The organism is Pseudomonas grandcourensis, from assembly GCF_039909015.1.
Classification (GTDB): Bacteria; Pseudomonadota; Gammaproteobacteria; order Pseudomonadales; family Pseudomonadaceae; genus Aquipseudomonas; species Aquipseudomonas grandcourensis.
Window position 1 is genome coordinate 4,196,914 of record NZ_CP150919.1, and the last position, 21,185, is coordinate 4,218,098.

Genomic DNA, 21,185 nt, shown 5'->3' on the forward strand with positions numbered 1-21,185 from the left:
GGCAGTCTCACAAGTGATAAACATCGATGACCTGGCGAACGTAGTCGTTCTTCAGGATCACTTTCTTGGCCTTGATCAACGGGTTTTCACCGCGCACGTCGAGGGTGTAGAAACTGCTGCCGAAATAGCTGTCGACGGTCTTGTAGCGAAAACTCAGGGTGTGCCAGTTGAAGCGCACCTTGCACAGTCCGTCGCTCTGTTCGAGCAGCTCGATGTTGCTGATGTTGTGGGAGGTGCGGGTGTCCGGCACGCTGGCGCTGGAGCGCTCGGTCTTGATACGGAAGATGCGATCTTCCAGGCCCGTGCGGTTGCCATACCAGATCAGCGAGATTTCCCGCTGCGGGTCTTCGGTCAATTCGTCGTTGTCGTCCCAGGACGGCATCCAGTACGTCGCGTCCGGGGCGTACAGTTCCAGCCATTCGTCCCACTGGCGGTCATCGAGGTAGCGTGCTTCGCGATAGAGGAAATCGCGCACCGCTTCATAGGAAATGCTCATTGCACGTCCTCCACGGCGATCAGCTTCGACTGCTCGGCCGCCAGGGCCTTGAGCATGGTCTGCTGCCAGTACTTGTGTTGCAGCACGAACAGGCCCTCGTCTTCGGTGCGCACGCCACTGAGCAGAGGATGCAGGTCGATTTCCTTGGCTGCCTCGTCAGCGCCTTCGATCCAGTGCTCGGCGCCACGGGACATGTCGTTCCAGGTGGTGACGCTGCCCTGGTAGCTGGTCTGGCAGGAGCGGAACTCTTCCAGATCGTCCGGCGTGGCCATGCCGCTGACGTTGAAGAAATCTTCGTACTGACGAATCCGGCTGGAACGGGCGTGGTCGCTTTCGCCTTTGGGGGCGATGCAGTAGATGGTGATTTCCGTGCGGTTGACCGAGATCGGCCGGGCGATACGGATCTGCGAGCTGAACTGGTCCATCAGGTACACGTTCGGGTACAGGCACAGGTTGCGCGAGTTCTCGATCATCCAGTCGGCGCGGGCCTTGCCGAAGTCTTGCGCCAGCTCATCGCGACGCTCGTACAGCGGACGGTCCTCCGGGTTGGCCCAACGGGTCCAGAGCAGCATGTGGCCCTTGTCGAAGGAATAGAAACCTCCGCCCTGCTTGGCCCAGCTGCCGGCACTCATGGTCGGATTGGCGTCACCCGCCTCGCGCTGCTTGCGCTGGTTCTGGGTGGCCGCGTAGTTCCAGTGCACGGAGCTGACGTGGTAGCCGTCGGCGCCGTTCTCGGCGGTGAGCTTCCAGTTGCCTTCGTAGATGTAGCTGGAGGAGCCGCGCAGCACTTCGAGGCCATCGGCGGACTGGTCGACGATCATGTCGATGATCTTCGCCGACTCACCCAGGTGTTCGACCAGCGGCAAAACATCGGCTTTCAGGCTGCCGAACAGGAAGCCGCGATAGGACTCGAAACGCGCAACGCGGGTCAGGTCGTGGGAGCCTTCGCAGTTGAAGCTCGACGGGTAACCGGCGTTGGCCGGATCCTTGACTTTGAGCAGCTTGCCGGAGTTGTTGAAGGTCCAGCCGTGGAACGGGCAGGTGTAGGAGCTCTTGTTGCCGGACTTGTGCCGGCACAGGGTCGCGCCGCGATGGCTGCAGGCATTGATGAAAGCGTTGAGCACACCGTCCTTGTTGCGCGCGATGAAGATCGACTGGCGCCCCATGGTGGTGGTGTAGAAATCGTTGATGTTGGGGATCTGGCTTTCGTGGGCCAGGTAGAGCCAGTTGCCCTCGAAGATGTGTTCCATCTCCAGATCGAACAACCGGGGGTCGGTGAACATCTCGCGTTTGCAGCGATAGAGGCCCTGCTCGGGATCGTCTTCAAGCAGGGAATGCACATACTCGGGTCGCAGGGTCATGGCCGCCGCCTCCATTGTTATTGTTCAGGCAGGGGTCATGCTAGGACGGGGCGTTGGGGCGGACTATCCGCGGGGTGCAGACCTTTATCCGTTTTGTGCAGGGTGATTTCGAGAGGACAACGCTAAACCTGTGGCGAGGGGGCTTGCCCCCGTTCGGCTGCGAAGCAGTCGTTGGTCCTGTGAATTCGGTGTTGACTGACATTCAGTCGGGGGCCGCTTCGCGCCCCAACGGGGGCAAGCCCCCTCGCCACAGGTTACTCAGTGAACTCAATGCCGACGTTTGAGGGTATCGGACGGCAATTCGCCGAACTGCTTGCGGTAGCTGTCGGAGAACCGTCCCAGGTGCAGGAAGCCGTAATCCATCGCCACTTCCGTGACGTTGCGCACGTTGCAGGTCGGGTCGCTGAGGCAGGCGTTGATGCGTTCCAGGCGTTTCTGGCGCTGGTAGTTTTTCGGCGTAAGGCCGGCATTGCGCTCGAACAGGCCATACAACGAACGCAGGCTCATGTGGGCCTGGCGCGCCAGTGCTTCGCTGTCGATGTCCTGCTTGAGGTTATTGGCGATGTAATCGGCAATCGCCTCGAACGTAGCCGTCTGCGAGCCCAGTTCGAGGCGGCTGACGTTGGTCTTCATCAGGCTGAGCATCTTGCTGACGATGATCTGCGTGTAATGCTCCTGCACCCTGGGGATCTGCTCGGTGGATTCGGCCTCCTGGCAGATCATCGCCAGCAGGTTGACGAAACCTTCCAGTTCATTGAGCTGATAACGGTTTTCCAGAAACCGCACGCCCTGCCCCGGATAGCGCCAGCGCTGCTCATCGCAGACCGATTCAAACAAGCGGGTCGGGACTTTGAGGATGAATTTTTCGCAATCGTCGGAGTACGTCAGGTCCACCGGATCGTCGGGATTGATCAACAGCAGTTCGCCGGGGGCGAAGTAATGCTCCTGGCCGTGGCCACGCCAAAGGCAATTGCCGCGCAGCAGCACTTGCAGGTGATAGATGCTGTCCAGCGCACCGGACGTCACGCGCACACTGGCGCCGTAGCTGATGCGGCACAGGTCGAGGCTGGCGAACTTGCGATGGTCGAGACTGGCCAGCGGACTGCCGGCACGGGGCATGAGGATGCAGTGGTTACCGACGTGCTGATTGACGTAGCCCGACACCGCATAAGGGTCGGCATGGTCGAATACTCTGCTGCGCTGACTCAACAGTTGAGCTTGCATCATCGGGTCACTCTCATTGTTGTTATAGGTTGCGTCGGGCCATTCTAGAACAGTGCGTCAGTCCCTTGAGATATTTCCGGCCAGTTGCACAAACACCTTGTAGGAACGAGCCTGCTCGCGATGACGGAGTGCCAAACAACATGGATGTTGAATGTTAAACCGCTATCGCGAGCAGGCTCGCTCCTACAGGATTGTGCGATCAGTCTTCCAGTGCGCGAACCCGCTCGTGGCGCTGCTGTTCTTCTGGCTGGGCCGACGACTGCAGGGTGAAATCGAATTCGATTTCGGCAAAGCGACCGCTCACACCATGGGCCGCCGCGCGCTGCTGATCATCGCTGAAGGTGATCTTGGCGATCAGTTCGTCGCGGGTGGCGTAGGCGAAATCGTCGTGCAGGTACTTTTCGCCATCCAGATTGATCTGGGTAGTCAGGTGACGATGGTCCGGTGCGGAAATGAAGAAGTGCACGTGCGCCGGGCGCTGGCCGTGACGGCCCAGTTGATCGAGCAGTTGCTGGGTCGGACCGTCCGGTGGGCAGCCGTAGCCCGACGGCACGATGCTGCGGAAACGGTAGCGGCCTTCGGCGTCGGTAACGATACGGCGACGCAGGTTGAACTCAGACTGCGTGGTATCGAAGTACGAGTAGGTACCGCCAGTGTTGGCGTGCCAGACGTCCACCACGGCACCCGCCAAAGGTTCGCCAGCGGTGTTGAACACGCGGCCTTGCATGAACAGGGTCACACCCGGATCGATGCCATCGTCGAGGCGCGCTTCGCCTTGCGACAGCGGCGCGCCCGCCACGTACAGTGGGCCTTCGATGGTGCGCGGGGTGCCGCCGGACTTGCCGGCCTGCTCGTCTTCGGCGTCCATCAGCAGGTCGAGGTAGTGTTCCAGACCGAGACCGGCCACCACCAGCCCGGCTTCCTGGCGCGCGCCCAGCACGTTGAGGTAGTTGACGGCTTTCCAGAACTCTTCCGGGGTCACGGCCAGGTCTTCGATGATGTTCACCGAATCACGCAGGATGCGGTACACCAGCGCCTTGGTCCGTGGGTCGCCGGCGTCGTTGAGCAGGCCGCTGGCCTCTTCGAGAAATTTCTGGACTTCGGCAGTGTGGGAAATCTTGACGTTCATTTTGAAGGGTTCCTCATCTTGTAATTATTAGGGTAGCGCGCTGAACAGGCTGGGCTCAGCGGTCATCGTCACGGATGGAAGAAGGATGCCGGCACATCGCGTCGATTTCGATGGCCATGTACGGAAACAGTGGCAATTGCATCAACAGGTCATGCAGTTCCTGAACGCTGTCGACATCGAACACGCTGTAGTTGGCGTAGTGTCCGGCGATGCGCCACAGGTGGCGCCACTTACCCTGCTCTTGCAGACGCTGGGCCAGGGCTTTTTCGTCAGCCTTGAGTTTGGCTGCCGCTTCCGGGTTCATGTCGACCGGCAGGTTCACGGTCATTTTTACGTGGAACAGCATAATGCTCTCCTCAGGCTTGATGAATGGCGGTGGATGTCTTGTCGCGACGGAAGAACGCCAGGCGCTCTTCATCCAGGCTCAGGCCCAGACCCGGGGTGTTCGGCACGTGCAGTTCAAAATCGCGGTACACCAGCGGCTCGCTGAGAACGTCTTCGGTCAGCAGCAACGGGCCGAACAGTTCAGTGTCCCACGCCAGTTTGTTCAGGGTGACGAAGGCATGGGCCGAGGCCATGGTGCCCAGGCCACCTTCAAGCATGGTGCCGCCGTACAGGGCGATACCGGCCGCTTCGGCGATCGAGGCGGTGCGCAATACGGCACGTGGGCCGCCGTTTTTGGCGATCTTCAGGGCGAACACCGAAGCCGCGCCTTCGCGAGCCAGGTTGAACGCATCTTCCACGCACTCGATGGATTCGTCGGCCATGATCGGCGCCGGGCTCATGGCGTTGAGGCGGGCCATGCCGGCGCGGTTGTTGCGCGAGATCGGCTGTTCGATCAGGTCGATGCCATTGGTGCCGAGGATCCGGCAGGCACGTATCGCAACGGCTTCGTCCCATGCCTGGTTGACGTCGACGCGCACGCTGGCGCGGTCACCCAGGGCTTTCTTGATCGCAATCACGTGGGCCAGGTCGCGGTTGACCTCACCGGCACCGATCTTCAGTTTGAAGATGCGGTGACGGCGCAGGTCGAGCATTTTTTCCGCTTCGGCGATGTCCTTCTCGGTGTCGCCGCTGGCCAGGGTCCAGGCCACCGGCAGCGCATCGCGAACACGACCGCCGAGCAATTCACTGACCGGCAGGCCGAGGCGTTTGCCCAAGGCATCGAGCAGTGCGGTTTCGATACCGGATTTGGCGAAGGTGTTGCCGCGAATGCTGCGCTCCAGGCGCAACATGGCAGCGTTGACGTTGTTGCTGTCCTGGCCGATCAACAGCGGTGCGAAGTGCGTGTCGATGTTGGTCTTGATGCTGTCCGGGCTTTCATTGCCGTAGGCCAGGCCACCGATGGTGGTGGATTCGCCGATGCCTTCGATGCCGTCGGCGCAACGCACGCGAATGATCACCAGGGTCTGGTTCTGCATGGTGTGCATCGCCAGCTTGTGCGGGCGGATGGTCGGCAGATCGACGATGATCGTCTCGATCGACTCAATGGCTGTTGCAAGCATTTCGATACCCGTCAGGTTCTTGAAGTTCTGGAATCGATTCTCGTACGGCTTTTTTCCCGAAGCCAATATAGAATTGGTCTGACTTGATACCTTAAAGGTATGCAACTGATTGACTGGAGGCCCCATGGAACTGCGGCACCTGCGTTACTTCCAGGTATTGGCTCAAACCCTCAACTTCACCCGCGCGGCTGAGTTGCTGCACATCGCCCAGCCGCCCTTGAGCCGGCAGATCCAGCAACTGGAGGACGAACTGGGGGTGATGCTGCTCGAACGCGGGCGACCGCTGAAGCTGACCGACGCCGGGCGCTTTTTCCATGAGCACTCCACCGCCCTGCTCGAGCAACTGAACAAGGTTTGCGACAACACTCGGCGTATCGGGTTGGGTGAGAAAACCTGGCTGGGTATCGGTTTTGCGCCGTCGACACTGTATGGCGTGTTGCCGGAACTGATCCGCCGGTTACGCAGTGGCGAGCCACTGGAGTTGGAGCTGGGGCTTTCGGAAATGACCACCCTGCAACAGGTGCAGGCGTTGAAGGCCGGGCGCATCGACATCGGTTTCGGCCGAATCCGTATCGACGACCCGGCCATTATCCAGACCGTGCTCACCGAAGACCGCTTGGTCGCCGCCCTGCCCGCCGGGCACCCGTTGCTTGCAGGTCCCATCAGCCTGCGGGATCTGGCCAAGGAACCCTTTGTGCTGTACCCCGGCAATCCACGGCCGAGTTACGCCGACCATGTGATTGCCCTGTTCGAGTCCTACGGCGTGAGCATCCACGTCGCGCAATGGACCAACGAGCTGCAAACGGCGATCGGTCTGGTGGGGGCAGGAATCGGGATCACCCTGGTACCGGCCTCGGTGCAGTTGCTGCACCGCGACGACATTGGCTTCACCCCGCTGCTGGAAGACAACGCCACCTCGCCGATCATTCTCAGTCGACGGGTGGGCGATGTGTCGCCGGGGTTGAACCATTGTTTGCGGATGATTGATGAGCTGTTGCCGCGAGGCTGACAACGATCAGCCGGCAAACGCCCGGCGCCCTGCTCTCATCTCGGTACGCAACTCGCCGACAAAATCGGAAATGGCGCGCACGTTGGTCAGTTCCGCTGTCGAAACACCGCTGATCAACAACTCCACTCGCTTGGTGACGGAGTCGTAGACTTCGATGCGCAGCAGTCCGAGACTCTCCGTGCACTCGCACGACAGCGGCTCAAAACCGGACTCTACGATGCTGCAAAGAACTGAAATCGGAAGCATGGCCGGTCCCTCGGACGATATTCAGCTGGATTTGATCCGTATCAGCATAGTTACACTTTGCCGATTTTGCGCCAGTAAATTGCCGTCAATTTTGTTATGTCCATCGCATTTCCGGCCATTCAGTGGGAATTACCACCCCAGATCCAGTTCCAGAACCCCGGCAACTCGACCGGCTGCGAATCGTCACGCACGGTTCGCGCCATGGCCGCCCGCTGTAGCGCAGCCTGGTCGTCGTAAAACGGCTTGTCGGCGGTTTTCACCCCGGTCTCCCGGGCGCTGTCGAGCAGAATCTGCAGGTATTCGCGGGCATGCCGGGCGGTATAGCGGTTGAGGTCGTGGAAGGTCACCACCACCGGAATCACGCCATCGACCACCGGCAACTCGCCACGGGCAATGCGTTCGCGAACTTCGGACATCGAGCGCAGCATGTGCGACCGGCGCCGGGGGCTGGCGTTGAAGCCCCAGATCTTGCCGTCATTGGCGCTCAAGTCGGTGAGCAGCACGTGCAGGCCATGCTGCTGATAAGCGGCGAAAGTGCGTTTGTCGTAGTTCCAGAATGGCGGGCGCAGCAGGGTTGGCGGGGCGCCGGTGATCGCGGCGATGTCGGCGCTGCCATCGGTGAGGGCCTGCTCCAACGCTGGCGGATCAAGGGAGCGATGGTTGGTGTGCCAGGGTGTCGCCGTGTGAAAGCCCAGGATATGACCTTCGGCATGTTCACGACGCATGATGTCCCGGCCCAACTCGCTGCCACCGGCTCGCGGAGCGCGGGTTTGCACGAAGAACACGGCCTTGATGTCCGGTTGCAGCGGGTTTTGCGCCAGGCTCTCCAATACCGTGACGGTCGGATTCCACCAGCTCGATGCGCTGGGGCCGTCATCGAACGTCAGCAGAAACCGGATGGGAGGTTGCGCCTGCAAACGCTGTTCGGTCCGCGGAGTCATTTCGATCGGTGCGGCGATACAACCCAGCAGCCCCACTGCCAGGGTGCACACCGTCAAACACTTGAGCAATCGTTTCATCTTTTGCCTTGGGCCAGACCATCACGGTCGGTTGGATAAGGTACACAGGGTTTGGTTCCGGTGCTTGCCAGGCCCGTTTCGCCACGAGCAACTAAACTCAAGGCTTCGGTCGGAGCGTCTTAACCGGAGTGTCAGGCCATGTGCGGACGACTGTCGCAATACCGTGGAATCCACGACTTCGTAGCGGTGCTGAGCATCCCCGACGCGCTGATCAATCACGTCGGCAACGAACCCCTGGGGCACTATAACGCCGCCCCCACCACGCAACTCGCCCTGCTGCATCTGGAGAATGAGCGGCTGCACGCCGACGCCGTGCGCTGGGGTTGGCGACCGCACTGGGCGACGGACCGCACGGAGCCGGTCAATGCCCGGGTCGAGAAAGTCGCCCACGGCCCGTACTTCCGGGCGATTTGGCCCCATCGCGCGATCTGCCCGATTGATAACTGGTTCGAATGGGTCGACGCCGGTGACGGCAACAAACAACCGTGGTTGATCCGGCGACGGAATCGGGCCCCGGCTTTCTGCGCGGCCATCGGCCAGTACCCCATCGGCGGAGCGCCTCACAGGGAGCACGACGGTTTCGTGATCCTGACGGCCGACAGCGCGGGCGGCATGCTTGACGTGCATGACCGCCGACCGGTGGTGTTCTCGCCAGAACTGGCGAGGGAATGGCTAGACCCGACCACGCCCAAGGAGCGAGCCGAAGAAATGGCCTTATCCCAAGGTGAGGTCAGCGATGTATTCGAGTGGTACAAGGTCGACAGGGCCGTCGGCAATGTCAGGAACCAGGGGCCCGCGCTGATCAAGGAAGTTCCATGAACCTGTCGATAACGACAAAGCCCCGCTCAATGGCGGGGCTCTATTGTATTCCCGTGCCGGTCAGAACTTGCGGTCAGGCTCTGACAGTTCCTTACCGTCGTCAGGATGCTTCCAGTCCGGTACCGAACGTTTCTGCTGCTCCATCTCTTCTTCCGTGGGTTCGTCCTCGTCTTCTTCCAGGTCCGGTTGCTTGGGTTCATTGGCCATGTTCACCTCTCTTCCTGAAGGGATCGGTCATCAACTTAAGCTTAGATCAGTTCCCCTGCCCCGCTCAAAGCCACCAGCGCAACAAAAAGAAGAAGCCCATGCTCAACAGCATGCTGAGCAACGTATTGCGCGTGTAGAGCACCAACCCGACCGCCACCAGCGAGCTGATCAGGTAGGGGTTGTCCCAGTGCAGATTCAGCTGTTTTTCCGGCATGAACACAATCGGCCCACAGATGGCGGTCAGCATGCCCGGTACGGCAAACCCCAGGAACTGCCGGGCATTGCTGCTCAAGCGTAGCGGTAGTCGCGGTTCCAGAAAAACATAGCGATTGAGGAACACCAACACACCCATTCCGATAATCACTGCCCAGACCATCATGTGCGGCCACCGTAGAATTTATTGCAGACAAACCCGGCGGTCATGCCCGCCAGCCCCGACAGCACCAGCGCCGAGCCCCATTGCCAGTAGCTGAACAACACCGAGCAGAACAGCGACACCGCCACGCACACCACGGTCGGCACGTTGCGCACCACCGGGGTGATCAGGGCGATGAAGGTCGCCGCGATGGAGAAATCCAGGCCCAGGTGTTCAAGGCCGGGAATGCTGCTGCCAAGCACAATGCCCGCCAGGGTGAACAGGTTCCAGGCGATGTAGAACGTCAGACCCACGCCCAGGGCGTACCAACGGTTGAACTGCTGTTTGTCGTGCTGGCTGGTCAGGGCGAACAGCTCATCGGTGAGCAAAAACCCCAGCCCTGCACGCCAGCGCCCCGGCAAGGGCGAAATCACCGAGCGCATGCTCATCCCGTAGAGCAAATGCTGGGAGGTCAGCAGCAGCGTGGTCAGCAGGATCGAAAAGATCCCGGCACCGCCCTTGAGCATGCCGATGGCCACCAGTTGCGCCGCACCGGCAAACACAATGCTCGACAGGCCCTGGCCTTGCAGGGGCGTGAGGTTGGCTTCGATGGCCATGGAACCGGCCAGCAAGCCCCAGGGCGCGGTGGCCAGGGACAACGGCATGATCGCCGCTGCGCCGCGCAAAAAGGCACTGCGCGGCATGATTGAGTTGGACATAACGTTCTACAGACAGGGAAAGACCCCAGACTGTGCCAGCAGTCGCGACCGAAGGCTTGAACAATCTTGCTCACTGATACAACGGCGTGCCATTCATCGGCTGCCCGCTTGATTCGCCAAAGTGCTAGCAACATGATGGCGCTGCATTTTCATCGAGGCAGGCCCTTCATGAGTTCAGTGGAAACCGACAGCGACGTTTATAAAACCCTGCTTGAGTCGACCCGGGCGATTCCCTGGCGCATCGACTGGAAAACCATGACGTTCAGCTACATCGGGCCACAGATCGAAGAACTGCTGGGCTGGAAGCAGGACAGTTGGGCGTCGGTCAACGACTGGGTCGAGCGCATGCACCCGGATGACCGCGACTATGTGATGGACTTCTGCGTCTCGCAATCGCGCGCCGGTATCGATCACGAAGCCGACTATCGCGCGCTCACCGAAAGCGGCGAGTACGTCTGGATCCGCGATGTGGTGCATGTGGTGCGCAAGGACGGCGAAGTCGAGGCGCTGGTGGGTTTCATGTTCGATATCAGCGAACGCAAGAAAACCGAAGAGCACCTGATCCGCCTGCAAAAGCAGCTCGAAGAGTATTCCTTCCAGGACGGCCTGACCGGCATCGCCAACCGGCGCATGTTCGACACCGTGCTGGAACGGGAGTGGAACAATGCCCAGCGCACCGCCTTGCCGTTGTCGGTGATCGTGCTGGATATCGATTACTTCAAGCAGTACAACGACCATTACGGCCATATCAAGGGCGACGAATGCCTGCGCCGCGTCGCGCAAACCTTGTCCCTGGCGGCCAACCGGCCACGGGATTTCATCGCGCGGATCGGCGGTGAAGAGTTTGTCTGGCTGCTGCCGGAAACCGATGCCGAGTCCGCCCGGCTGGTGGCGCACAAATGCCTGCACCTGATGCGCCAGCAGCAAATCCCCCATGAATTCTCGAACGTGTCGAAGCTGCTGAGTATCAGCCTCGGCGTCGGCACCAGCCTGGCGTCGATGCATGCGACGGCCCTGGAATTCGTCGAGCAGGTCGATCATTTGCTCTACCAGGCCAAGCACAATGGCCGGATGCGTGCCGAGTATGCTGATTTTCGTGATTGACAAAAGGCGCCCCGGCTTTTAAAACTGGGCGCCTCACTCAGGGTGTAAGCAAGTATGTCCGCAACCTTCAATCTCGACTCTTCCGTCATTGGCTTGATTGCCAAGGCGCAAGGTTGCGTTGCGCACGCCCTCAAATCGAAGAAACAGTCGCTCATGTGACCGGGGCGCGCTGTCCCGTCAGATGAGCTGACAGGACATTGAGCGCGACGGACCACCCTCCCCTTGCTTACTCTCCTTCCATGCCCCTGACGGTGACGAATTCGGTCAACCATCAGGAGAAAGTGCATGTCAGCGTTTCAAGGTATCTGGGTTCCACTGGTTACACCCTTCCATAACGGCGCCATCGATTACGTCGGCTTGCGCCGATTGGTCAGCCATCTGCTGGAAAAGGGTGTCGACGGCCTCATCGTTTGCGGCACCACTGGCGAACCGGCGGCGATGGGCAAGCATGAGCAACTGGCGGTGCTCGATGCCGTGCTGGAGTTGGTGCCGGCACATAGGGTGGTCATGGGCCTGGCCGGTAACAACCTGAGCGAGTTGTTGCAGTTCCAGAGTGAGATCCTCAAGCGCCCGGTGGCTGGCCTGCTGGTGCCAGCGCCGTACTACATCCGCCCTTCCCAGGCCGGCCTCGAAGCGTTTTTCCGCACGGTCGCCGATGCCTCCAGCGTTCCGTTGATTCTCTACGACATCCCCTACCGTACCGGCGTGGCCTTCGAACAGGCGACCTTGCTCAACATCGTCGCCCACGAACGGATCGTCGCCATCAAGGATTGCGGCGGCAATTTTTCGAACACCCTTGCCTTGCTCGACAGCGGCCTTGTCGACGTGCTGTGTGGCGAAGACAACCAGATCTTCAATGCCCTGTGCCTGGGCGCCAAAGGCGCGATTGCCGCGTCGGCGCATGTCCATCCCGAACTGTTCGTGCAATTGCATCGGCAGATCCGCGACAACCAATTGGCTGAGGGCCGCGCCACGTTTTTCCGTTTGCTGCCGCTGATCAACAGCCTGTTCCTGGAGCCCAACCCGGCCCCGGTGAAAACCGCGCTGGCCCTGGAAGGCTTGATCGGTGACGAACTGCGCGCGCCCATGCAACGCAGCAGTGAATCGATGACCGAGCGTTTGAAAGGTGTGCTCAGGGCATTGGATCGCGACAATCGATAGAGCACCGGCCTGCGGCCCGAGTACCATGGAGCGATTCGTTCAGCCTTCAGGGGCACCGACATGCTGTACCGAATCGCCGCCGACGGGTTGATGCTGTTTCACTTGCTGTTCATTGTGTTCGTGTTGTTCGGCGGGTTGCTGGTGCTCAAATGGCGTCACCTGATCTGGTGGCATCCGCCCGCTGCGCTGTGGGGTATGGCGGTGGAATTCTTCCACCTGCCCTGCCCGCTGACCGACTGGGAAAACCGCATGCGCCATGAAGCCGGGCAAACCGGTTATGGCGGTGGGTTCATCGAGCACTACATTTGGCCGGTGATTTACCCGGCGGGTCTGACGCCGACCATTCAACTGGGTTTGGGCAGCGTGGTGTTGTTGATCAATCTGGTGGTCTATCTTCGATTGATCAAGCGATGGGCCGCCTGAACCGGCAATCACCCGCTAAGGATTGAACACATGCTGTCGACCGAAGACCTGGCGCTGCTCGAAGCCATCCGCGAAACCGGCAGCCTGTCGCGGGCGGCGGCACACCTGGGCAAGGCGCCGTCGACCGTGTCCTATGCGGCGCGGCAGCTGGAGGAGCGTTTCGATGCGTTGCTGTTCGACCGCCGCCGCTACCGTTTGCAACTGACCCCGGCGGGCGAGTTGCTGGTCAACGAAGCGGCACGGCTGATGCAGGACGTCTCGCGCCTGACCCAACGGGTCCGGCAAGTCGCCAGCGGTTGGGAGAGTCGCTTGTGGATCGTCACCGACGAACTGCTGGAGTTCGAGACCTTGATCCCGGTAATCGACGAATTCGATGCGCTGCAGTCCGGCGTACCGCTGCGTATCACCCAGGAAGTGCTCAAAGGGGTCTGGGAAGCCCTGCGCGAAGGCCGCGCGGACCTGGTCATCGGCGCCACCAATGAACCGCCGGCCATTGCCAACCTGCGCTGGATGCAACTGGGGGAAATGGAATGGGTGTTTGCGGTGTCGCCCAAACACCCGTTGGCCAAGGCCAAAGGGCCGATTACCCGGGCCATGGTCGCGCAGCACCGGGCGATTGTGGTGGCCGATTCGTCCCGAGTCGCCGAGGGCAGCACCTACGGCGTCACCGGGGGGCAACCGGTACTGGCCGTGCCGACCATGCGCGCAAAAATCCTCGCCCAGTGCAATGCGCTGGGGGTGGGCTGGCTGCCAAGGAACCGGGTTGATTCGCTGCTGAAAAACGGCACGCTGGTTGAAAAGCCGATGGCCGACCCGCGCGAGCCGAACATCCTGTACGCCGGCTGGCGTGGCGACCATGACGGTCGCGCCCTGGGCTGGTGGCTGGAGCAGCTGAAGAAATCGTATCTGGCCACCCGACTGGTCCAGGGAACGGACCGGTTTGTCTGACGCCTGCTCCTCAGTTGGCAATTACGCTCATGTTGCGCCCGCTGGCCTTGGCCACGTACAGCGCCTTGTCTGCCGCACCGATCAGGTCGTCGGGGCGCACCTGGGACGCGGCATTGCTGGCACACACACCGACGCTGACCGTCACGGTGCCTTCCGGGCTGTCACTGTGGGCAATGTCGGCCTGCAGTACCGCGCGACGGATTTTCTCCGCCACCAGAAATGCCCCCACGTAGTCGGTGCCGGGCAGCACCACGGCAAACTCTTCGCCACCATAGCGGGCGGCCAAGTCACCGGGGCGCTTGATGTTGTCCGTGATGATCGCACTGACCTTGCGCAAACACTCATCACCGGCCAGGTGGCCGTAGCGGTCGTTGAAGGGTTTGAAATGGTCGACATCAATCATCAGCAGCGCCAATTCGGACTGGCTGCGTCGGGCACGGCCCATTTCGGCATCGATGAAAGCGTCGAGCTGACGCCGGTTGGCCAGCCCCGTCAGTGCGTCCTTGAGGGCCAGGCCTTCGAGGTTGCGATTGACCTCCAGCAGCTTGTCCTGGGTGTCCAGCAACTCGACCTGCACCAGGTTCTGCTGCTTCATCAGCTTGATAAGCCGCCCCCCCAATACCCCGAGAAAACCCAGCAACAGCGTGACGATGCCGGTGCTGAGCAGCGTCTCCTTGCGCCAGCTGCCGAGCACTTCATCCTTGTTCAGCGCGGTAAAAACGATCAGCGGATAACCCTCGACCCGGCGATACCCTATCACCCGCTCGACACCGTCGATGATCGACCTGATCGTGGCCGTACCCGCGTCGCCCTTGGGCAACAACTGGGTGAACAACGGGCTCTTGGCGAGGCTGGTGCCGATGTCGGCCTCCTTGAAGGGCCTGCGAATGACAATGGTGGCATTGTCGGCGATCAGGTTGATCACGCCGTTACTGCCCATGTCGATGCTGTCGTAGAGCTGCAGGAAATGACTGAGGTAAATCGACGCCAGCGCCACCCCGGCAAAGCTGCCGTCGGGATGATTGACCCGGCGCGAAACCGTCATGACCCATTCACCGCTCGAACGGCTCTTGATCGACGGCCCGATGTGCGGCCCACGGCTGGGGTTATCGCGATGGAAGATGAAGTATTCGCGGTCGGAATTGTTGACGCCGGTCTGGCCGGCGCCATTGGAGTTGGCGATCCACTGCCCTTTTTCGTCGAAAACAAATACACCGTGGAGCTGGCTCAACTCACTGCGCTGGGCGTTGAGCAAGAGCGGCAGCCGGGATTTATCCACGCCGTCGTGCTCCAGACGATCGACCAGGGTGAACAGCAGCGTGTCGGCCTGCTTGATCGAGGCCTGCGCTTGCGATGCCAGGGTCTGCGCAAGGTTGGACATCGCCACTTCCTTGTCATGCAAGCGGTACTGGCGTGAGCTCCAGGCTTCCCAGATCACGATAACCACCATCGACAGGCACACCGCCACCAGCAGGATCACCGCCGAGCGGACCTTGAGCCGGGGCACGGCTGGCCGGAGCATTTCAATATGATCGTGGATCGACGGTTGTCCCATGATGCTCCCTGAGGGTCTATGACGGGCGAGCCTTCCTGATCGCCGCGTTTGCTTACTATGCCTGATCCAGGCTCGCAATGATGTTAGCCCCTGGCCTGCTTTACCGCCTCCAGCCACGTCGGATCCAGCCGCGTCTGTTCGATATCGATGCCCAGCGCTTGCATTCGTTCCTTGTGCTGATCCATTTCGCGGAGCAACTGGCCGTGGTCGCTGGAGTTGCCATCGAGCTGATGCATCTGGTTCAACCCCAAATGGTAGAAACGCAACAGCTTCATCGCAACCGGATCGCCTTTGTCCACGGCCGCCGTTACATGATGCATGACATTGGTAACGCGCATCAGGCTGCGCTTGAGTTGCCAACTGTAGACCGCTGGCGCCATCCATTCCTGGCGCCAGAACACCTTGCGCATCAGCGCCGCCATCGCCAGCACCGCAACAAACACGCCACCGACGTTGAAGCGCAGATTGTCGCCCCCCGGCGTGCCGAACAAAGCCACCGCCGCCGTGGACAGCACCATCGCCAGTGCCAGAAAGATCAGGGCAATGATGAGCGTACTGCGCCGTGTCTGTTGCCGGTAGGTGTCGGCGTTCATCGGCTGGATTTCAAACATTGCGTCGGGTTTCCTTGGGTCCGGGACAAAAAGACAGCGGGGCATTATCGCCTCTGCGGGGGATTTAGCTATGCTGGGGCTCCTTTTCATCTTTTCATCGTCAAGCGAGGGACATGGCAAGACCGCGCAGTTCGTGCCATCTTCTTTCATGAATACACATTATTCGGATGCCATTCGTAGTTGCTGTGTGAATGACATCGTTTTAAGGATCATTGAATGACCCAACGCCAAGTTATCAACGCCTCCGTCAGTCCCAAAGGCAGCCTGGAAACGCTCTCGCAACGGGAAGTCCAGCAATTGAGCGAAGCCGGTTCCGGCAGCACCTACACCCTCTTCCGCCAGTGCGCCCTGGCCATCCTCAACACCGGCGCCCATGTCGACAACGCCAAGACCATTCTTGAAGCCTACAAGGATTTTGAAATCCGCATTCACCAGCAGGACCGCGGCGTGCGCCTGGAACTGCTGAACGCCCCGGCCGACGCCTTCGTCGACGGCGAAATGATCGCCAGCACCCGGGAAATGCTGTTCAGCGCCCTGCGCGACATCGTCTACACCGAAAACGAACTCGACAGCCAGCGCATCGACCTGAGCACCTCCCAGGGCATCAGCGACTACGTCTTCCACCTGCTGCGCAATGCCCGCACCCTGCGTCCCGGGGTCGAGCCGAAGATCGTGGTGTGCTGGGGCGGGCACTCGATCAACACCGAAGAATACAAATACACCAAGAAAGTCGGCCACGAACTGGGCCTGCGCAGCCTGGACATCTGCACCGGTTGCGGCCCCGGCGTGATGAAAGGCCCGATGAAAGGCGCGACCATCGCCCACGCCAAGCAACGCATCCACGGCGGCCGTTACCTGGGCCTGACCGAACCCGGGATCATCGCCGCCGAAGCGCCGAACCCGATCGTCAACGAACTGGTGATCCTGCCGGACATCGAAAAACGCCTGGAAGCCTTTGTCCGCGTCGGCCACGGCATCATCATCTTCCCGGGCGGCGCCGGTACGGCCGAAGAGTTCCTGTACCTGCTGGGCATCCTGATGCACCCGGACAACGAAGGCCTGCCCTTCCCGGTCATCCTCACCGGGCCGAAACACGCCGCGCCGTACCTGGAACAACTGGACGCATTCGTCGGCGCCACCCTGGGCGACGCCGCCAAGCAGCACTACCAGATCATCATCGATAACCCGGCCGAAGTGGCGCGGCAGATGACCCAGGGCCTCAAGGCGGTCAAGCAATTCCGCCGCGAGCGCAACGATGCGTTCCACTTCAACTGGCTGCTGAAAATCGATGAAGGCTTCCAGCGCCCGTTCGACCCGACCCACGAAAACATGGCCAACCTGAAGCTGAGCCTCGACCTGCCCGCCCACGAACTGGCGGCCAACCTGCGCCGCGCGTTCTCCGGCATCGTCGCCGGCAATGTCAAGGACAAGGGCATCCGCCTGATCGAAGAACACGGGCCCTACCAGATCCGTGGCGACGCGGCGATCATGCAACCGCTGGACCTGCTGCTCAAAGCCTTCGTCGCCCAGCACCGTATGAAACTGCCGGGTGGCGCGGCGTATGTGCCGTGTTATCGAGTCGTTGCTTAACAAAATCGGTATAAAAACGCCGACATGAGCTTTACCGTCGCGAACCGCAGTGAAAGCTGCGGTTCGCGGCACTCTATGGAAAGAAAAAAATGCGCCAACGTAATTCCGCCAGACTGCTGGTGATCAATCCCTCGCAACAGGTTCTGCTGTTTCACTTCCAGCACAAAAACGATGCCCTCGCTGGCCAAAGCCACTGGGCGACACCCGGTGGAGGTCTTGAGCAAGGTGAATCCTTCGAGGCGGCGGCGGTTCGTGAACTGTTTGAAGAAACCGGACTGAATGTCGCTGCCGTGGGAGCCAGCGTTGCAGAGCGGCGTGTTCCGATGATGTTGCCCAGTGGCGAAACCGTGCTGTCGGTTGAACGGTATTTTGTGGTTCATACCGACAGTGAACGCCTGACCCGCGAGGGGTGGACGGCTAACGAAGTGCGAGTCATGGCGGACCATAAATGGTGGTCCGTCGCCGAGCTGCGAGAGACCCGGGAAACGGTGTGGCCGGAGCAGTTGATCACGATGCTGGAAAACGCCTGACGGGCGTACAGACACACACAAATTCTGACACTCTCCGGATATGTACTCAGTCAACAACACTCAGGTCGGCTGTCAGGCCGCCAAGGTCAAAGCAGATCAATCAACCCCAACAACCCCCTCCCCATGCATCTGCCGCAACAACGCCAACCCACCCTCCAGAAACTCCGAATCCCCCACCATCCTCGCCTCCACCGCCAACCCCTGCAACTGCGCAAGTCCGTTCAACTCCGGAAACTCACCAATTCGCAGCAACAACCGCCACGCCAACGGACTCAGTTCAGAAAACTTCACACTCCAGCCCTCAGTGCGCCGCACCAGCAACAAGGTCGGCTGAGCAGGTAAAACGTCCGGCTGATAATCCGGCCCCACCAGTTGCACCGGCCAGGCATACGCCAACGGCCAGGCCAGCGGCGACACCTGTAACGGCCGATCCAGCAGCAACGCGGCATCACCACCAACCAGAGGCTCGGCGTCAGACTGTTGCAACGCCATCTCCACCCACTCGTAATGCGCCAGCTCCACCATGAACGACGGCCACGACCCATCGCTCAACGCCTGAGGCCCGGCCGCGAGAAACTCGACAAACTCCTGGGCGATCTCACCGAATTTCGGCGTGCGGGCGCGGTAGTCCCGCAGAAAGATCCGCACCAGCGACCGCCAGCGTTCATTGCCCAGAATCTTCACCAGCACAGGAAAAGTGCCACTGAGCAACGAAGACAGGTTGGCAAACACCAGGTCCCGGTAAACCTGTGCCCGCGCCGGGTCCATTTCGGTGGGTGGCACGTTGCGTTCAGGATCGCGCAGGTACAGGCCCATGGCGGTTTGTTGATGCAAAAGACTCGACTTCTCCACGGTTCAAACCTCCTGTTGCAAGCGGCGAATAATCTGCAATTCCGCCACCAGTTCAGCGAATGCCGGAAAGTTGAAATCCCGCTCCAGCAAGGTCGGTTGTGCACCGAACCGGGCATAAGCCTGAGCCAGCAACGACCACACCGCCGGTTTGACCGAAGCACCATGGGTGTCGATTTTCAAGGTATCGGATTCGTCGAAATGCCCGGCAATGTGCATCGCCACCACCCGGCCCGAATCGATGCCCGCCAGAAACGCCTGCGGATCGAAACCGTGGTTGATCGAATTGACGTACACGTTGTTGACGTCCAGCAACAAGTCGCAATCGGCCTCGCGCAGCACGGCATTGGTGAAGGTCACCTCGTCCATGTCCTGTTGAGGCGCGGCGTAGTAAGAGACGTTTTCCACCGCCAGGCGCCGACCGAGAATGTCCTGGGCCTGACGGATTCGCGCCGCGACGTGGTGCACCGTTTCCTCGGTAAACGGCAGCGGCAACAGGTCATACAGGTGGCCGTCATCGCTGCAATAGCTCAGGTGCTCGCTGTACAGCGGCACGTTGTAGTGATCGAGAAAACCCCGGACTTCCTGCAAAAAACCGACGTCCAGCGGCGACGGCCCGCCGAGGGACAGGGACAAGCCGTGACAGGACAACGGATAGCGTTCCGCCAGGGCGCGCAATGCCGCGCCGTGGGCACCGCCGATGCCGATCCAGTTTTCCGGTGCGACTTCCAGAAAGTCGAAATCGCCTGCCGGTGCGGCCTGGAGGTCTTTGAGTAAACCGCGTCGCAGGCCAAGGCCTGCGCTGGCCTTGGCTACGGGGGGAATGGAGGTCTGCATGGTGTCGATCTCACAAGATATTCAACGACGCGAGCCGGCGCCCGCCATGAGACAGAGTTAATCGAAAGGGTGTATCTGGACTGTGTTCGGCTGGGGCCTGAAGTTGCGCGGGACTGTATCGAAAGGCCGGTGAGATACAGTGAGATACATCGCCCCACAGGGTTGTGTAGCAGCAGAAAAAACGTTGCTTTCGTCGCGCCAGGCCGCGCAGTACAAGGCCCGGACTAAACTTACTGCACACAGGACCCGCTTGGTGCCCTGTACATTCCCACGACCACCGCCCAGCGGCGAACGCCTCGCCAGACAAAGCCCCTGGACCGTGATCCTGCCAAAGGAGCACACGTGATGGACGAGGCCAGACTCAACGATTTCATGGGCAAACTGGTGAATGACATGGGCGGCGCGGCGATGCTCGCCAACGTCATCCTCGGCGAAGAGCTCGGCCTGTACCGGGCGATGGCCGACAGTCAGCCCATCACCCCCGAAACCCTTGCCGAGAAAACCGGCTGCAACACCCGCCTGCTGCGCGAATGGCTCAGTGCCCATGCCGCCTCCGGCTACATGGAACACCGCGACGGCCAGTTCCGCCTGCCCGAAGAGCAAGCCATGGCTTTGGCAAACGAAGACTCACCGGTTTATGTGGCGGGCGGAATCAGCGTGGTCGCGTCGTTTTTCCATGACAAGGACAAACTGGTCAACGCCATGCGCGGCAACGGCGCCCTTCCCTGGGGCGATCACCATCCGTGCATGTTCAGCGGGACCGAACGCTTCTTCCGTCCCGGCTACAAAGCCCATCTGGTCGCCGAATGGTTGCCGACCCTCGATGGCGTGGTGGCCAAACTGGAAGCCGGGGCCAAAGTGGCGGACATCGGCTGCGGCCATGGTGCCTCGACGGTGATCATGGCCCAGGCGTTTCCGGATTCGCGCTTCGTCGGTTTCGACTACCACGCGCCGTCCGTTACCGTTGCCACCCAACGGGCCGAAGAAGGAGGTGTATCCAGCCGGGCCAGGTTCTTCCAGGGCAACGCAAAAAGCTACCCCGGCAGCGACTACGACCTGATTTGCTACTTCGACTGCCTGCACGACATGGGCGACCCGGTGGGTGCGGCCAAACATGCCTATGAGTCGTTGAAGGACGACGGCACCGTGTTGCTGGTCGAGCCCTACGCCAACGATTTGCTCGACGACAACATCAACCCGGTCGGACGCCTGTTCTACGCGGCGTCGACCTTCATCTGCACACCCAACTCGCTGTCCCAGGAAGTCGGTCTCGGACTCGGTGCCCAGGCCGGTGAAGCGCGGTTGCGTAAGGTGTTCAGCGAGGCCGGATTCACCCGTTTCCGTCGGGCCACGGAAACGCCGTTCAACCTGATCCTGGAGGCGCGTAAATAATCCCCGCGGCCATCTCTGTAGGAGCGAGCTTGCTCCGGGCGGCGTTCCGACGATGGTGTATCAGCTATATTGATGTCGACTGACACGCCATCGCGA

General features: G+C 60.7%; 24 protein-coding genes. 9 read left to right on the forward strand and 15 right to left on the reverse strand.

Annotated features, from left to right (window positions below):
* Positions 1-7: 7 nt before the first annotated feature.
* The 6 genes from benB to AABM52_RS18695 form a co-directional block, all read right to left on the reverse strand.
* A complete protein-coding gene (gene benB, locus AABM52_RS18670) occupies positions 8-496 on the reverse strand; it encodes a benzoate 1,2-dioxygenase small subunit (RefSeq protein ID WP_347907381.1) in 489 nt (162 codons plus the stop codon).
* On the reverse strand, positions 493-1,857 hold the full coding sequence (gene benA, locus AABM52_RS18675) for a benzoate 1,2-dioxygenase large subunit (protein WP_347907382.1): 1,365 nt from the start codon (positions 1,855-1,857) through the stop codon (positions 493-495). The genes benB and benA overlap by 4 nt, the downstream gene beginning before the upstream one ends.
* A 267-nt stretch (positions 1,858-2,124) precedes the next feature.
* The gene (locus AABM52_RS18680; RefSeq protein WP_347907383.1) at positions 2,125-3,084 is read right to left on the reverse strand and encodes an AraC family transcriptional regulator; all 960 of its coding nucleotides are present in this window, start codon (positions 3,082-3,084) and stop codon (positions 2,125-2,127) included.
* Between the two features lie 196 nt (positions 3,085-3,280).
* The gene (catA, locus tag AABM52_RS18685) at positions 3,281-4,210 is read right to left on the reverse strand and encodes a catechol 1,2-dioxygenase (protein WP_347907385.1); all 930 of its coding nucleotides are present in this window, start codon (positions 4,208-4,210) and stop codon (positions 3,281-3,283) included.
* A gap of 55 nt (positions 4,211-4,265) precedes the next feature.
* Entirely contained in the window at positions 4,266-4,556 is a 291-nt protein-coding gene (gene catC / locus AABM52_RS18690) for a muconolactone Delta-isomerase (protein ID WP_008053771.1), read from the reverse strand.
* A 10-nt stretch (positions 4,557-4,566) separates the two neighbouring features.
* Positions 4,567-5,715, reverse strand: coding sequence for a muconate cycloisomerase family protein (locus AABM52_RS18695; RefSeq protein ID WP_347907386.1), 1,149 nt, complete (start codon positions 5,713-5,715; stop codon positions 4,567-4,569).
* A gap of 124 nt (positions 5,716-5,839) precedes the next feature.
* Between AABM52_RS18695 and AABM52_RS18700 the strand changes: the two genes are divergently transcribed.
* Positions 5,840-6,724, forward strand: coding sequence for a LysR family transcriptional regulator (locus AABM52_RS18700; RefSeq protein ID WP_347907387.1), 885 nt, complete (start codon positions 5,840-5,842; stop codon positions 6,722-6,724).
* Positions 6,725-6,730: 6 nt separating this feature from the next.
* Here the strand turns inward: AABM52_RS18700 and AABM52_RS18705 are convergent, their stop codons facing one another.
* Together AABM52_RS18705 and AABM52_RS18710 are read right to left on the reverse strand one after the other, a co-directional pair.
* A complete protein-coding gene (locus AABM52_RS18705; protein ID WP_347907389.1) occupies positions 6,731-6,970 on the reverse strand; it encodes a DUF1652 domain-containing protein in 240 nt (79 codons plus the stop codon).
* Positions 6,971-7,089: 119 nt separating this feature from the next.
* Positions 7,090-7,989, reverse strand: coding sequence for a polysaccharide deacetylase family protein (locus tag AABM52_RS18710; RefSeq protein ID WP_347907391.1), 900 nt, complete (start codon positions 7,987-7,989; stop codon positions 7,090-7,092).
* Between the two features lie 138 nt (positions 7,990-8,127).
* Between AABM52_RS18710 and AABM52_RS18715 the strand changes: the two genes are divergently transcribed.
* Complete coding sequence (locus tag AABM52_RS18715; protein WP_347907393.1) at positions 8,128-8,808, forward strand: SOS response-associated peptidase family protein; 681 nt, start codon at positions 8,128-8,130, stop codon at positions 8,806-8,808.
* 60 nt (positions 8,809-8,868) lie between these two features.
* Here AABM52_RS18715 and AABM52_RS18720 read toward each other — a convergent pair whose 3' ends face one another.
* The 3 genes from AABM52_RS18720 to AABM52_RS18730 all read right to left on the reverse strand — a co-directional run bounded on the left by AABM52_RS18720 (position 8,869) and on the right by AABM52_RS18730 (position 10,089).
* Positions 8,869-9,015 (reverse strand): hypothetical protein, encoded by a 147-nt coding sequence (locus AABM52_RS18720; protein WP_347907395.1) that lies wholly within the window; start codon positions 9,013-9,015, stop codon positions 8,869-8,871.
* A 64-nt stretch (positions 9,016-9,079) separates the two neighbouring features.
* Positions 9,080-9,391: an AzlD domain-containing protein gene (locus AABM52_RS18725; RefSeq protein ID WP_167362889.1), complete on the reverse strand. Its 312-nt coding sequence runs from the start codon at positions 9,389-9,391 to the stop codon at positions 9,080-9,082.
* Complete coding sequence (locus tag AABM52_RS18730; RefSeq protein WP_007978998.1) at positions 9,391-10,089, reverse strand: AzlC family ABC transporter permease; 699 nt, start codon at positions 10,087-10,089, stop codon at positions 9,391-9,393. The genes AABM52_RS18725 and AABM52_RS18730 overlap by 1 nt, the downstream gene beginning before the upstream one ends.
* A 168-nt stretch (positions 10,090-10,257) precedes the next feature.
* Here AABM52_RS18730 and AABM52_RS18735 point away from each other — a divergent pair, with 168 nt between their 5' ends.
* The 4 genes from AABM52_RS18735 to AABM52_RS18750 all read left to right on the forward strand — a co-directional run bounded on the left by AABM52_RS18735 (position 10,258) and on the right by AABM52_RS18750 (position 13,725).
* Entirely contained in the window at positions 10,258-11,193 is a 936-nt protein-coding gene (locus AABM52_RS18735) for a sensor domain-containing diguanylate cyclase (RefSeq protein ID WP_347907397.1), read from the forward strand.
* Between the two features lie 285 nt (positions 11,194-11,478).
* On the forward strand, positions 11,479-12,354 hold the full coding sequence (gene dapA, locus AABM52_RS18740) for a 4-hydroxy-tetrahydrodipicolinate synthase (protein ID WP_347907399.1): 876 nt from the start codon (positions 11,479-11,481) through the stop codon (positions 12,352-12,354).
* 60 nt (positions 12,355-12,414) lie between these two features.
* Complete coding sequence (locus AABM52_RS18745; RefSeq protein ID WP_347907401.1) at positions 12,415-12,777, forward strand: DUF2784 domain-containing protein; 363 nt, start codon at positions 12,415-12,417, stop codon at positions 12,775-12,777.
* 30 nt (positions 12,778-12,807) lie between these two features.
* On the forward strand, positions 12,808-13,725 hold the full coding sequence (locus AABM52_RS18750) for a LysR family transcriptional regulator (protein WP_347907403.1): 918 nt from the start codon (positions 12,808-12,810) through the stop codon (positions 13,723-13,725).
* 10 nt (positions 13,726-13,735) lie between these two features.
* Here AABM52_RS18750 and AABM52_RS18755 read toward each other — a convergent pair whose 3' ends face one another.
* The gene (locus AABM52_RS18755; RefSeq protein ID WP_347907404.1) at positions 13,736-15,280 is read right to left on the reverse strand and encodes a sensor domain-containing diguanylate cyclase; all 1,545 of its coding nucleotides are present in this window, start codon (positions 15,278-15,280) and stop codon (positions 13,736-13,738) included.
* 83 nt (positions 15,281-15,363) lie between these two features.
* Positions 15,364-15,891, reverse strand: a complete 528-nt coding sequence (locus AABM52_RS18760) for a DUF3087 domain-containing protein (RefSeq protein WP_347907406.1) — start codon at positions 15,889-15,891, stop codon at positions 15,364-15,366.
* A gap of 216 nt (positions 15,892-16,107) precedes the next feature.
* Here AABM52_RS18760 and ppnN point away from each other — a divergent pair, with 216 nt between their 5' ends.
* Complete coding sequence (gene ppnN, locus AABM52_RS18765) at positions 16,108-17,481, forward strand: nucleotide 5'-monophosphate nucleosidase PpnN (protein ID WP_347907407.1); 1,374 nt, start codon at positions 16,108-16,110, stop codon at positions 17,479-17,481.
* A gap of 89 nt (positions 17,482-17,570) precedes the next feature.
* Positions 17,571-18,011 (forward strand): NUDIX domain-containing protein, encoded by a 441-nt coding sequence (locus AABM52_RS18770; protein WP_347907409.1) that lies wholly within the window; start codon positions 17,571-17,573, stop codon positions 18,009-18,011.
* Positions 18,012-18,107: 96 nt separating this feature from the next.
* Here AABM52_RS18770 and AABM52_RS18775 read toward each other — a convergent pair whose 3' ends face one another.
* Complete coding sequence (locus AABM52_RS18775) at positions 18,108-18,863, reverse strand: putative DNA-binding domain-containing protein (protein WP_347907411.1); 756 nt, start codon at positions 18,861-18,863, stop codon at positions 18,108-18,110.
* Between the two features lie 3 nt (positions 18,864-18,866).
* A complete protein-coding gene (locus AABM52_RS18780) occupies positions 18,867-19,697 on the reverse strand; it encodes a DUF692 domain-containing protein (protein ID WP_347907413.1) in 831 nt (276 codons plus the stop codon).
* Between the two features lie 345 nt (positions 19,698-20,042).
* On the opposite strand from AABM52_RS18780, the gene AABM52_RS18785 reads away from it, so the two are divergent.
* The gene (locus AABM52_RS18785; protein WP_347907415.1) at positions 20,043-21,089 is read left to right on the forward strand and encodes a class I SAM-dependent methyltransferase; all 1,047 of its coding nucleotides are present in this window, start codon (positions 20,043-20,045) and stop codon (positions 21,087-21,089) included.
* Positions 21,090-21,185 lie beyond the last annotated feature (96 nt).